The 13,072-nt window shown below is 66.7% G+C and carries 12 protein-coding genes; 8 read left to right on the top strand and 4 right to left on the bottom strand.

What is annotated here, in order from left to right; genetic code table 11:
- Positions 1–646: 646 nt before the first annotated feature.
- The 4 genes from AC6LKD_RS31400 to AC6LKD_RS31385 are packed head-to-tail and all read left to right on the top strand — an operon-like array spanning position 647 to position 4,186.
- On the top strand, positions 647–1,609 hold the full coding sequence (locus AC6LKD_RS31400) for an amidohydrolase family protein (RefSeq protein ID WP_498118439.1): 963 nt from the start codon (positions 647–649) through the stop codon (positions 1,607–1,609).
- 20 nt (positions 1,610–1,629) lie between these two features.
- On the top strand, positions 1,630–2,454 hold the full coding sequence (locus tag AC6LKD_RS31395; protein WP_498118438.1) for an alpha/beta fold hydrolase: 825 nt from the start codon (positions 1,630–1,632) through the stop codon (positions 2,452–2,454).
- Positions 2,455–2,484: 30 nt separating this feature from the next.
- Positions 2,485–3,534 (top strand): 2,5-dihydroxypyridine 5,6-dioxygenase NicX family protein, encoded by a 1,050-nt coding sequence (locus AC6LKD_RS31390; RefSeq protein WP_013393107.1) that lies wholly within the window; start codon positions 2,485–2,487, stop codon positions 3,532–3,534.
- A 31-nt stretch (positions 3,535–3,565) separates the two neighbouring features.
- Entirely contained in the window at positions 3,566–4,186 is a 621-nt protein-coding gene (locus AC6LKD_RS31385) for an N-carbamoylsarcosine amidohydrolase (protein WP_013393108.1), read from the top strand.
- Positions 4,187–4,257: 71 nt separating this feature from the next.
- Here AC6LKD_RS31385 and AC6LKD_RS31380 read toward each other — a convergent pair whose 3' ends face one another.
- From AC6LKD_RS31380 to AC6LKD_RS31365, 4 genes are read right to left on the bottom strand one after another with little or no spacing between them, the layout of a single operon-like run.
- On the bottom strand, positions 4,258–4,776 hold the full coding sequence (locus AC6LKD_RS31380) for an aromatic-ring-hydroxylating dioxygenase subunit beta (RefSeq protein WP_207466863.1): 519 nt from the start codon (positions 4,774–4,776) through the stop codon (positions 4,258–4,260).
- 17 nt (positions 4,777–4,793) lie between these two features.
- Positions 4,794–6,083, bottom strand: a complete 1,290-nt coding sequence (locus AC6LKD_RS31375) for an aromatic ring-hydroxylating dioxygenase subunit alpha (RefSeq protein WP_498118437.1) — start codon at positions 6,081–6,083, stop codon at positions 4,794–4,796.
- A gap of 36 nt (positions 6,084–6,119) precedes the next feature.
- On the bottom strand, positions 6,120–7,418 hold the full coding sequence (locus tag AC6LKD_RS31370) for an NAD(P)/FAD-dependent oxidoreductase (RefSeq protein WP_498118436.1): 1,299 nt from the start codon (positions 7,416–7,418) through the stop codon (positions 6,120–6,122).
- A 2-nt stretch (positions 7,419–7,420) separates the two neighbouring features.
- Positions 7,421–7,735: a non-heme iron oxygenase ferredoxin subunit gene (locus tag AC6LKD_RS31365; RefSeq protein WP_013393112.1), complete on the bottom strand. Its 315-nt coding sequence runs from the start codon at positions 7,733–7,735 to the stop codon at positions 7,421–7,423.
- Between the two features lie 404 nt (positions 7,736–8,139).
- Between AC6LKD_RS31365 and AC6LKD_RS31360 the strand changes: the two genes are divergently transcribed.
- The 4 genes from AC6LKD_RS31360 to AC6LKD_RS31345 form a co-directional block, all read left to right on the top strand.
- On the top strand, positions 8,140–9,243 hold the full coding sequence (locus tag AC6LKD_RS31360; protein ID WP_013393113.1) for a TRAP transporter substrate-binding protein: 1,104 nt from the start codon (positions 8,140–8,142) through the stop codon (positions 9,241–9,243).
- A gap of 27 nt (positions 9,244–9,270) precedes the next feature.
- The gene (locus AC6LKD_RS31355) at positions 9,271–11,673 is read left to right on the top strand and encodes a xanthine dehydrogenase family protein molybdopterin-binding subunit (RefSeq protein ID WP_498118435.1); all 2,403 of its coding nucleotides are present in this window, start codon (positions 9,271–9,273) and stop codon (positions 11,671–11,673) included.
- Positions 11,670–12,497 carry an FAD binding domain-containing protein gene (locus tag AC6LKD_RS31350; protein ID WP_498118434.1) on the top strand — a complete coding sequence of 276 codons (828 nt, stop codon included), beginning with the start codon at positions 11,670–11,672 and terminating at the stop codon, positions 12,495–12,497. The genes AC6LKD_RS31355 and AC6LKD_RS31350 overlap by 4 nt, the downstream gene beginning before the upstream one ends.
- A gap of 5 nt (positions 12,498–12,502) precedes the next feature.
- Positions 12,503–13,072, top strand: a 570-nt coding sequence (locus tag AC6LKD_RS31345; protein ID WP_498118433.1) for a (2Fe-2S)-binding protein, incomplete at its 3' end; no start/stop codon positions are given.

The following is a 13,072-nucleotide window of genomic DNA, read 5'->3' as shown; positions in this document are numbered from 1 at the left end:
CGATTGCGGTCCGGAGCCTTCGCTCCGGACTTCCCCTGCCTCATCCTCGTCCAGGCCTGCGGCCTTCCCTACGGATTCCGTAGGGCTTATCGACGCCCCGCGCCTGCCGGGCCGCCGCCGCGCCGGGCTCTGGCAAGTGCTGTTGACGTCAGCGGGGGCGGGTGGGGTTCTTGGGGTTCTGCTCGGCGGTGGTTTGGCGCCGAAGATCTTGCGAGGCCCGCCCCATGCCGGCCGCGCGGGCGGCCTCTTGGGGCTTACGCGGTTTCGTGCGTTGTGATGCTTGGTGCTGGTGGTGCTGGTGGTGCCGGTGGTGTCGTTGATGCCTTTGGCGCGCGGCGTGGCTCCCTGCGTCCGATGCCGCTTTATTCCGTCACCCGCCGCGTCTGGCGAGGCAATTCCCCGAAACGTTCCCGGTAGTACTCCGAGAACCTTTTTTTCGCCCCTCGGGATTTCCCTTATTTGTCAGTACGCTGACTATAAAGTCAGTATACTGACGTAAATTCGGAAGCCCTCGCAGGGCTGTTCCCAATGGGAAAGCGGCTGCGCGCGATTCCGGTATTTCCGATGTAATAGTCAGTGTACTGATAAACAATGCTGACGCGCCGTGGCAGGACAGGGTCCGGGCCATCAAACTGGGAGTAGGGGAATGAGCAAAGTACGCAAGATCGCGTTTGAGGAGCACTACACCGCGGTCGGATTCAAAGACTATTCGAAGAGCTTCGCGCAGCATATCGATCCCGCCGTGCTGGCCGACCTGGCCGCGCGCCTGGTGGACTTCGACGAGGTCCGGCTGGGCGAAATGGACCGCGGCGGCATCGATTACGTCATCCTGTCGCAGACCGGACCCGGCGTGCAGGCCGAAGCCGATGCCGCCGTGGCGTTGCGCCGCGCCAAGGAAAACAACGATTTCCTGGTCGAGCAGGTCGCCCGGCACCCGACGCGCTATGGCGCCTTCGCTACCGTGCCCATGCACGATCCGCTGGTCGCCGCCACCGAACTGGAACGCTGCGTCAAGCAGCTGGGCTTCAAGGGCGCCCTGATCAACGGCCACACCAATGGCGTGTACTACGATGGCCGCGCCTACGATCCGTTCTGGGAAAAAGTGCAGGAACTGGACGTGCCTGTCTATCTGCACCCGTCCGATCCCTACGTCATTCCGCAGGCCTACTCGGGCCATCCCGAACTGGTGGGCGCGTGCTGGGGCTGGGGCGTCGAAACCGCCACCCATGCGTTGCGGCTGCTGTTCGGCGGCGTGTTCGACCGCTACCCCGGCGTCAAGCTGATCCTCGGCCACATGGGCGAGGGCCTGCCGTTCCTGCGCTGGCGCTTCGACAGCCGCTTCGCGGTGTATTCGCACGGCATCAAGCTGGCGCGCGCGCCCTCCGAATACCTGGGCAGCAACATCCTCATCACCACCTCGGGCGTCTGTTCGCCTCCCACGCTGATGGCCGCCATTGCCGAAATGGGCCGCGAGGCGGTGATGTTCTCGGTCGACTATCCCTATGAATCGACCGCGCTGGCGGTGGAATTCATCGAGCAGACGCCGATGGACGATGCGACCCGCGAACTGATCTGCAACGGCAACGCGCGGCGCCTGTTCAAACTCTGAACCCAGCCTGGGAGACTGACATGAGCAACTTCCTGTACGGCGGCAACGTCCACGCCAACGGCATCCGCCAGCATTACCTGCGCTACGGCGGCGAACGCGGCGCGGGGCGCGATCCGGTCATCATCGTGCCGGGCATCACCAGCCCGGCGGTCACCTGGGGCTTCGTGGGCGAGCGCTTCGGCCAGTCCTTCGACACCTATGTGCTGGACGTGCGCGGCCGCGGCCTGTCGGAAGCCGGCGCGGGGCTGGACTACAGCCTGGACGCGCAGGCTGCCGACGTGCTGGCCTTTGCCGAGGCGCTGGGCCTGGCGCGCTACAGCGTGGTCGGCCATTCCATGGGCGGGCGCATCGGCGTGCGCGCCGGGCGCGGCAAGCCTGCCGGCCTGAGCCGACTGGTCCTGGTGGACCCGCCGGTGTCCGGTCCCGGCCGCCGGCCGTATCCCGCCAAGCTGCCCTGGTACGTCGATTCCATGGCGCAGGCGCGCCTGGGCATGGACGCCGAGGCCATGCGCGCGTTCTGCCCGACCTGGACCGTGGAACAGCGCCAGCTGCGCGCCGAATGGCTGCACACCTGCGACGAGCGCGCCATCATCCAGAGCTTCGAGGCGTTCCAGAGCGACGACATCCACGCCGACCTGCCGCTGCTGGACGCGCCGGTCCTGCTGATGACGGCGGAGCGGGGCGAGGTGGTGCTGGATGCCGACGTGGCCGAAATCCAGCGGCTGGCGCCCGGCACGCAGCATCACCGCGTGCCTGCCGCCGGCCACATGATCCCGTGGGACAACGAGGAAGGCTTCTATGCGGCCTTCGGCGACTTCCTGGGTGCGCCGCTGGCGCGCGCATGAAGCGCGGCACTGACTGGCAAGGAGGGCATCATGCCTATTAGCGATTTTGAAATGGTGAAGGCCTGGCAGCAGGTGCTGACCCTGTCCAAGCTGCAAGCGGGGCAGACCGTCACGGTGCTGACCAGCGCGGCGACCCACCCGCAAACCCTGGCCACGGCGCTGATCGCGACGCAAGCCATGGGCGCCATCGTGAACCGCCTGGACCTGCCGCCCATCAATGGCGAGCGGGCGCTGAGCCGGGATTCGCTGGCCTACCTGGGTACCACCCCGCTGACCGGCAACAAGGCCGCGATCGCGGCGCTGAAGGAAAGCGACCTGGTGCTGGATCTGATGACGCTGCTGTTCTCGCCGGAACAGCACGAGATCCTGGCCACGGGCACCAAGATCCTGCTGGCGGTGGAGCCGCCGGAAGTGCTGGCGCGGCTGGTGCCGACCGAGGCTGATCGCGCCCGGGTCAAGGCGGCGGCCGCGCGCATCGGCGCGGCGCGCGAGATGAGCGTGGTATCGGATGCGGGCACGGACCTGCGCTGCCCGCTGGGCGAATTCCCGGCCATCAGCGAATACGGCTTTGTCGACGAGCCGGGCCGCTGGGACCATTGGCCCAGCGGCTTCGTGCTGACCTGGCCGAACGAAGGCGGCGCCCATGGCAAGATCGTGATCGACGCGGGCGACATCCTGTTGCCGCAGAAGCTCTACGTGCGCTCGGCCATCGAACTGACGGTCGAAAACGGCTATGCCACGCGCATCGACGGCGGCGTGGACGCGGAACTGCTGCGCGAGTACGTGGCCTCGTTCAAGGACCCGGAAGCCTACGCGATTTCGCACATAGGCTGGGGCCTGCAGCCGCGCGCGCACTGGACCACGCTGGGCCTGTACGACCGCGAAGCCACCATAGGCATGGACGCGCGGGCCTACGAGGGCAACTTCCTGTTCTCGCTCGGACCCAACAACGAGGCTGGCGGCAACCGGACCACCACCTGCCACATCGACATTCCGCTGCGCGCCTGCACGGTGCGGCTGGACGGGGAAGACGTGGTGCGCCAGGGCAAGGTGCTGGACGGCGGCGGCCCCCAGGCTTAAGCACGCAATCACTGCTCAAGGAGTTCCAACCATGAATGACGATATCTCCGCCTACGAACGCCAGGGCTTCGGCGCGGCCATGGCGCCCAAGCCGCCCTATGGCCTGCTGATCGTGGACCTGGTCAACGGCTTTGCCGATCCGGCGGTGTTCGGCGGCGGCAATATCCCCCAGGCCATCGAGCAGACGACGGGCCTGCTGGCACATGCGCGCAAGCAGGGCTGGCCGGTGGCGCACAGCCGCATCGTGTTCGCCGACGACGACGCGGACCACAATATCTTCACCCTGAAGGTACCGGGGATGCTGACCCTGAAGGAAGCCGACCACAACAGCGCCATCGTGCCGCAGCTCGCGCCGGCGGCCGGCGAACTGGTGGTGCGCAAGACGGTGCCCTCGGCGTTCTTCGGCACCAGCCTGGCGGCCTGGCTGTCGCAGCGCGGCGTGCAGACGCTGCTGGTGGCGGGCGCGGTCACCAGCGGCTGCGTGCGGGCCAGCGTGGTGGATGCCATGCAGTACGGTTTCCGGCCGCTGGTGGTGTCGGACTGCGTGGGCGACCGCGCCATCGGCCCGCATGACGCCAATCTCTTCGACATGCAGCAGAAGTACGCCACCGTGCTGACGCGCGACGAGGCCGTGCGCGCCACGCAGGCCTGAACTGACTTCGCATGCCGGAAAAAAAGGGTTGCGCCTCGCGGCGCAACCCTTTTTTATCGACCTCGCGCTTGCTAAACGGGGTAGACCAGATCATTGGCCAGGATGGTGGTGTCATACACCACCTGCCGTTCCTTCAGCTTGAGCACGCCGTCCTGCCGCGTGTGGCGGTCGTAGTAGGTGCCGGCCAGGTGCAGCGTGGTGGGACCTTCGACCAGGGTCTGCATCAGCATGAACGCAGCCTGGGACTCGATCTCGCCGTCGGCGGATTCGCTGATGACGCGGGTATTGCTGACCAGGTGCAGCATGTAGCGCGGGGCGAACATCTGGGTACGCGAAATGGCCACGGCGCGGTCGTGCATCATGGCGCGGCCCTCGGAGTACACCAGGCCGACGGGCAGGCCCAGCTCGGCGTTTTCGCGCGCCGTGACGCGGTACAGGCCGTCCTCGGTGAAGAAGTCCGGCCAGGCCTCGACCTGGCCCGCGTCCAGGGCGGCGCAGTAGTCGGCGTGGAATTCCTCGATTTCCTGGCGTAGCGCAATGGCGCGCGCGGGGTCGATCTTGCGGGGGGAGTATTCGAATCGGGTTCTCATGTTTCCTGGTTCCTGCCTCAGAAGCCCATCACGCCGCGGTAATAGCTATACATGGAGCGGATCGCGGCTTCCGAGATCAGCGTGTTGGAGGTGCCTTGCTTGCCGGACTCCAGCTTCAGCACGTTGACGTCGGTGCTGGCGCGGCGCACGCCTTCCTGCACGAACTTCATGGCTTCGTTGTCTTCCAGGCCGAGGAACCCGGCCGGGCCCATCAGGTTGCCCTGGCGCAGGCGGTGACGCTCCATCTCGGGCGTGTCGTCTTCGTAGCCGAACATGGTCCATTGCATGATCATGCTGTCGGGGCCGTTGGGCACGATCTGGCGCACGCCCAGGGTGTTCATTTCGCGCTGCACGATCAGGTTGGGCCATACCGTCTGCATGGTGACCGACCAGGGCGAATCGAACTCCTTGACGAATTCCAGGAAGCGGTCGTCCTGCAGGTGCAGGCCGTCATGGAAGGAGCGCATTTCCTTCTTGTTCTCTTCACTGACGCTGGCGTACTTGTCCTCGCTCTTGGCCGAGGCCATGGTGCCGTGGCGGCCGTGCACCGGATCGACCAGCATGGCGGACTTGTTGCCGGCCACCAGCAGGCCGAACACCACCAGGAAAGAATGCAGCAGGGTCGCGTGGTATGGGTCCTTCAGGTTCTCGTGGTACATCTTCCAGTTGCACGGCAGCTCGTTGCGGTAGTAGCCGTGGATCTTGAGCTTCTTGCCCGGGAAGACGGTGTCGAAGTCGGCAAGGATCTCGGGCGTCAGGTATTCCTCGATCGGTTCGACCTCATCGCTGTAGGACGCGAAGATGACGCCGTTGCGCGTGGTGACGCGCAGCTTGCGCAGGCCGTGCTCTTCGTTCTTGAAGTCCTTGGGCATGCCGCCCTCGCGGTTCACGCCGCGCTTGAACGGGATGCCCTGCAGATTGCCCTTCAGGTCGTAGGACCACTGATGATACGGGCAGACGAATTCCTTGGCGTTGCCCTGGCTGTTGCGGCAGAACTCCGCGCCGCGGTGGGCGCAGCGGTTTTCGAAGACATTGACCGAGCCGTCTTCGGCGCGCGACACCACTACCGGGGTCGGGCCGACGTAGGACCGCTTGTAGTCGCCCGGATTGGGCAGTTCGGCTTCCAGGGCCACGTAGTTCCAGGTCTTGCCGCGGAAGATCTTCTCCACTTCCTGGTCGTAGACGGCGCGGCTGGTGTAGACCCAGTCCGGAATGTAGTGCAGCGCGTCTTCCGGCCAGATACAGTCAGCCAGGGCGGCGTCCTTGGACGCCACCGTGAGGCCGATGACGGTTTGTGATTGATACATGAAAAGCTCCTGTCGATGCGGGGGCGGTAATGCGTTTCAGGACGTGGCGGCGCTTTGCTGGCAGGCCTTCACCAATGGCTTGAGCGCCACGGATTCGTCGGCATAGCGCTGCGGGTCGATGGCTATGCCTTGTTCGAACAGCACGCGCAGCTGGCGCAGGTCGCCGCCGGCGTTGATGGCGATGGCGTGCACCGGCACGCCGTTGCGGTGGCCCAGCCAGATGAACTTGGGCGCCTCGGCCTGGACCTGGGGAATGCCGCGGCAGGCATAGACCAGGTCCGGCTGGGGCAGGCCCAGCATCTGCACGTTGCAGCCGTATTGATCGGTCCAGAACCAGGGATAGGGCTCGGCGGGCGCGGGCCGCTCCAGCATGCCGGCCGCGGCCGCGCGCGCCTGCTCATTGGCGTTCTGCCAGGACTCCAGCCGCAGCGCCATGTTCAGGTGGCGGCGGTGCTGGCTGGCGCAATCGCCAGCCGCGTAAATATAGGGATCGCTGCTGCGGCAGGCGGCGTCCACCGCGATGCCGCCGTTGGCCGGGTCCAGCGCCAGGCCGGCCTGGCCGGCCAGCGAGACTTCCGGCACCAGGCCGATGGCTACCACCACGACGTCGGCCTCTATCGGGGAGGCGTCCTGCAGTTCTATCGTGAAGCGCGCCTGATGCCGGACCGCGTCGTCCGCATGAGGCTGCCAGTCGCTGCGGGCGATCCGCGCGCCCAGGCGCAGATCCACGCCGGCATGGCGGGCGCGTTCGGCCAGCCAATCCGACAGCGCCGGGGGCAGCACCCGTTCCAGCAGGCGCGGCGCGCTTTCCAGGACGGTGACCGCGGCGCCCAGGGCGCGCGCGGTGGATGCCACCTCCAGGCCGAGGAAACCGCCGCCGATGACGGCGACGCGCGCCTGCGGCGTGAGGCCGGCGCGCAGCGCGGCGGCGTCATCCAGCGTTCTGATGTAGTGCACGCCCGGCGTGCCGCGCGGCAGGCTGGGCAGTTCGCGCGCGCGGCCGCCGGTGGCGAGCAGGCAGCGGCTGTAGGGGAGGGCGCTGCCGTCGGCCAGCCGGACCAGGCGGCGGGCGGCGTCGATGGCCTGTGCTTCGGTGCCGGTCAGCAGCGTGATGCGTTGCCGTTCGTAGAAGTCGCCGGCATGCACCGCCGTCTGGCCGTGCGCGTCGGCCGCCTGCAGCACGGCCTTGGACAGCGGCGGGCGCTCGTAGGGCGCATGCGCTTCCTGGCCGATCAGCGTGATGGGGCCGTCGTGGCCCAGGTCGCGCAGCGTGGCGGCCGCCACCGCGCCGGTCTGGCCGGCGCCGATGATGAGGATCGGATCTGCGTCGGCCATGGTCAGCCTTGCAGGTTGGCGTAGATATCCTGGCCTTCGACCTTGACCGGATAGACGCGGATGCCGCTGGTGGCGGGCGCACACATGGCTTGGCCGGTGCGGATGTCGAACCTGGCCTGGTGCAGCGGGCATTCGATGCAGCCGTCTTCCAGATAGCCGTCGGACAGCAGCGCGTAGGCGTGGGTACAGACGTTGTCGGAGGCGTAGAACTCGCCTTCGCTGCGATACAGCGCAAGCTGCTTTTCGCCGGCCGCGACGGGGATTACCTCGTCGTCGTCGGTCAGTTGGTCGGTAGAGGCAATGCGGATCCAGTTCATATCAACTCGTTCGTCAGTATGCTGAGTAATTGTCGTCAGTGTACTGCCTAAAAAAACAAGTCAGGAGCTAGGGATTTCCCCGACAGGCGGCAGGTCGGAAGGCGGCGGAGCGGGCCTATTATGCACGCCGCTTGCGGCCGGCAACTGTGGTCGGCCGCTATATGTAAGGAGTACCCCCAAACAGTCGTCGGGCCAATGGAAAAATTTCGTCGAAATGAGTGGAAACCCAGGCGTTACGCGGGTGTCGGCAGTGGGGATTTACCTTGTTGACACTCAAAATTACTGTCAGTATGCTGATCAACAATTCAGTGTGCTAACGTTTTTTTTCGGATGTACGCGAGTGGCGTTGGCATGAGTTGAGGCGGGTCCAAGGGGACTCAATCGAACCAGATCGGGAGCAATGAATGCAACGACGCCGTTTCCTCGCACAAGCCGCCGGCGCAGCCGGCGCGGGCCTAGCCACTGTCGGCATGCCTGCCATCGCGCAATCCGCGCCGTCGGTGCGCTGGCGCATGTCCACCAGCTGGCCCAAGAGCCTGGACACCATCTACGGCTCGGCCGAGGATCTCTGCAAGCGCGTGGCGCAACTGACCGAAGGCAAGTTCGAGATCCGCGCGTTTCCCGGCGGTGAACTGGTGCCTGCCGCGCAGAACATGGACGCGGTCAGCAACGGCACGGTGGAATGCAATCACGTGCTGAGCACGGCCTACATCGGCAAGAACACCGCACTGACCTTCGACACCGGCCTGTCCTTCGGCCTGAGCGCCCGCCAGCACAACGCCTGGATCCACTACGGTGGCGGCCTGGCGATGCTGCGCGCCCTCTATAAGAAGTACAACATCGTCAACCACGTCTGTGGCAACGTCGGTGTGCAGATGGGCGGCTGGTACCGCAAGGAGATCAAGTCGGTCGCCGACCTGAAGGGCCTGAACATGCGCATCGGCGGCATCGGCGGCATGGTGCTGTCCAAGCTGGGCGCGGTGCCGCAGCAGATTCCGCCGGGCGACATCTATCCGGCGCTGGAAAAGGGCACCATCGACGCGGCCGAATGGATCGGCCCCTACGATGACGAGAAGCTGGGCTTCAACAAGGTGGCGCCGTACTACTACTCGCCGGGCTGGTTCGAAGGCAGCGCGTCCATCACCAGCATGGTGCATGACAAGGCCTGGGAGGCCTTGCCCCCGGCCTACCAGGCCGCGTTCGAGGCAGCGGCCGGCGAACAGACCATGCGCATGCTGGCCCACTATGATGCGCGCAATCCGCTGGCGCTGCGCAAGCTGATCGCCGGCGGCGCCAAGGTCAGCTTCTTCCCCAAGGAAGTGATGGACGCGGCGTACAACGCCTCGCAGGAACTGTGGACCGAGCTTTCGGCCAAGAACCCCGACTTTGCCGCGATCTTCCCCGACTGGAAGAAATTCCAGGCCGAGCAGGCGGGCTGGTTCCGCGTGGCCGAAAGCCCGCTGGACAACTACACCTTCGCCGCCGTGGCGAAGGCCCAGGCCAAGTAACAAGCAAGCAGGAGACAAAGGGTAGTCATGACGACAGCAAACGCCGATACGCACGGCCGGCCAGGCAAGCCGCAGGGAGTGGGCGCGCGGGTGCCGCGCAAGGAGGACGCGCGCCATCTGCACGGCAAGGGCAATTTCGTGGCCGACATGGCCATGCCCGGGCTTAGCGAGGTGGCCTTCCTGCGCAGTCCGCTGGCGCATGCGCGCATCGCCTCGGTGCGCGTGGCCGAGCAGATCGCGGACAAGGCGTTTGTGCGCCAGGCCATGGCCGACGCGCGCGACATCGTGGCGGATTCCACGCTGCCCAGCTACCAGGTCTCGGCCCAGCCGCCGCTGGCCTCGGGCAAGGTGCGCTTCGTGGGCGAGCCCATCGCCATGGTGTTCGCGCCGACCCGCGCCGAAGCCGAAGACTACGCCGAGCTGATCGAGGTCGACTATGACGACCTGCCCGTGTATGCGGACGTGGTCAGCGCGCAGGCCGCCCAGGGCGATTTCGTGCACGAGCAATGGCGCGACAACGTCTTCGTCACGCTCAACGTCGACAAGCAATTCGATGAACTGGCGGCGCAGGCGGATGTGGTCGTGCGCCGCAAGATCGACCTGTCGCGCCAGTGCATGGTGCCGATGGAAGGCAAGGCGGTGCTGGCCTACTGGGACCACCAGGCCGACCAGCTGGTGGTGGTCAGCGCGACCCAGGTGCCGCACATGATCCGCAGCGTGCTGGCCCAGTGCCTGGACCTGGAGCAGGGCCGCGTGCGCGTGGTATCGCCGGACGTGGGCGGGGCTTTCGGCTACAAGTGCGTGCTGCAGCAGGAAGAACTGTGCGTGGCCTGGCTGGCCAAGACTTTCAAGAAACCGTTCCGCTTCATTGAAGACCGCCGCGAGCACCTGACCGCGGGCGCCAATTCGCGTGAGCACCATTATGAAATGGTGGCCTACGCCGACCGACGCGGCAAGCTGCTGGCGCTGGACGCCAAGATCACCATCGACGGCGGGGCCTATTCGGTCTGGCCGTTCACCATCGGCCTGGAACCGGGTCAGGCCATCGGCAATCTGCCGGGGCCGTACGCCTTCAAGGGCTATCGCTGCGTGACGCGGGCGGTGGCCACCAACAAGCCGGGCTTCGTGCCTTATCGCGGCGTGGCGCGCACCGGCGTCTGCTTCGCCATCGAACTGACGATGGACGCGATCGCCCGCGAGGTCGGACGCGAGCCTTGGGAAATCCGCCAGGAGAACCTGGTCCAGGGCGAGCAGATGCCCTACGTCAACGTCACCGGCAAGCACCTGGACAGCGGCGATTATCCGGCCAGCCTGCAACAGGCCATGGACATGATAGGCGTGGACGCCATCCGCCAGCGCCAGCGCCAGGGCGAGGCCGACGGCCGCCTCATCGGCGTGGGCCTGGCGACGTACACCGAGCAGGCCGCTCACGGCACTTCGGTGTTCGCGGCCTGGGGCACGCCCGTGATTCCGGGCTTCGACCAGGCCACGGCGCGAGTCACGCCAGACGGCGGGCTGGAACTGCGGGTCGGCGTGCATTCGCACGGACAGGGTATGGAAACCACTTTCGCCCAGATTGCCAACGAGATCCTGGGCGTGGACGTGGCCAGCATCAAGCTGCTGCACGGCGATACCGGGCAGACGCCATTTTCCACCGGGACCTACGCTTCGCGTTCGCTGGTGATGTCCGGCGGCGCCGTGTCGCAGGCCTGCAAGCGCCTGTTGCCGCGACTCACGCACATCGGCGCGCATCTGTTGCAGGCCGATCCGGCCAACGTGGCCTGGAATGGCGATCGCCTGGAAGCGGGCGGCAAGTCGGTGTCGGTCAAGGACGTGGCCGATGCCTGGTATCTGCGGCCGCAATTGTTGCCGTCCGACGTGGACCCCAGCGGGCTGGAAGTCACCGTGGGCTACAAGCCCAAGGTCGACACCGGCTGTTTCACCTACGCCACCCATGCGGCGGTGGTGGCGGTGGATCCGGGCACGGGCGGCGTGGAGATCCTGGATTATGTGGTGGTGGAGGACTGCGGGACCATGATCAACCCCATGGTGGTCGAAGGCCAGACCATAGGCGGCGTGGCCCAGGGCATAGGCACCGCCTTCTACGAGGAAACGCCTTACGACGACAATGGCCAGCCGCTGGCCTCGACCCTGGCGGACTACATGCTGCCGGGCGCCACCGAAGTTCCCAATATGCGCCTGCACCATTTCGAGACGCCCTCGCCGCACACGGAATTCGGGGCCAAGGGCATGGGCGAGGGCGGCGCCATCGCGCCGCCGGCGGTGCTGTTCAACGCGGTCAACGACGCCTTGCGTCCGCTGGGCGCGGCCGAACTGCTGCGCACGCCGCTGTCGCCGACCCGGGTGCTGGCCGCCATCGCAGAGGGTAGCCGCAAGACCGCAACCGTTGCTGCGGAGGTGACGGCATGAAGGCGGCCGCATTCGAATACACCCGTCCGGATACGCTGCAGGACGCCTTGCGGGCGCTGCGCGGGCATGAAGGCCGCGCCAAGCTCATGGCTGGCGGCCAATCGCTGGGACCGATGCTGAACCTGCGCCTGGCGCGTCCGCCGGTCGTGATCGATATTTCCGGCCTGTCCGAGCTGCGCACGGTCTCGCGCAAGGACGGCAAGCTGCGCGTGGGCGCGGCCGTGACCCATGCCGAGATCGAGGACGGCGTGCACGAACTGCTGCGCGGAACGCCCTTGCAGCAAGTGGCCCCTGGCATTGCCTATCGCGCCATCCGCAACCGCGGCACGCTGGGCGGCAGCCTGGCGCATGCCGATCCGGCGGCCGACTGGGTGCTGACCGTGGTCGGCCTGGGCGCGACGCTGGAGATCGCGGGGCCGGACGGCGTGCGCATGCTGCCGGCGGAAGACTACATGCAGGGCGCCTACACCACCGGGTTGCGCGAAGACGAGCTGATCGCCGCCGTGCACATACCGGAAGCCGGGCCGCAGGCGCGCTGGGGCTATTACAAGTTCTGCCGCAAGACTGGCGAGTTCGCCGAGGCCAGTTGCGCCGCCTGGTTCGATCCGTCTGCGAAGACGGCGCGCATCGTGGTGGGGGCCCTGGACGGCGCGCCCAGGCTGCTGCCCCAACTGGCCGCGCGCATCGCGCAGCAGGGACTGGCGGGCCTGGACGAGACGTTGCTGGCCAGCGAGCTGGCCGGCGTCATGCAGGACAAGGACGAACACCATCGCAAGCTGCACGGGACCGCGGTGACGCGCTGCCTGGCGCAGGCTCTGGGTTGACAGGAATGACCATGGTTCAGGTGACATTGGAAGTAAACGGCAAGCGCGTGTCGCACGAGGCGCCCGCGCGCATGCATCTGGGGGATTTCCTGCGGGATCAGGCGCGCCTGACCGGCACCCATCTCGGCTGCGAACATGGCGTCTGCGGCGCCTGCACGGTGCTGGTGGACGGGGCCCCGGTGCGTTCCTGTATCTCGTTCGCGGTGGCCTGCGAAGGACGGCAGGTGACCACCATCGAGGGCTATGACGCCGATCCGGTGATGCAGCGGCTGCGCGCCGCCTTTACCAAGCACCACGCCTTGCAATGTGGCTATTGCACCCCGGGCATGCTGGCGACCTCGCGCGATATCGTGCTGCGGCTGCCGGATGCGGACGAGGGCCGGGTGCGGGTGGAGCTGTCCGGCAACCTGTGCCGCTGCACCGGCTACATGGGCATCGTCGCCGCCGTCATGTCGGTGCTGGCCGAACTCCGGGAACAGCCCGACCCCGCAGTGCAGGCGCTGCGCGCCGCCCAGGCGCAAGAGCGCGGCGCCGCGCCTGCAGCAGAAAAGCCAGTGGCTTTCGCGGGCTTCACG

Source organism: Achromobacter sp. D7-1 (genome assembly GCF_059760445.1).
This window is presented reverse-complemented; position numbering and strand designations above follow the sequence as displayed.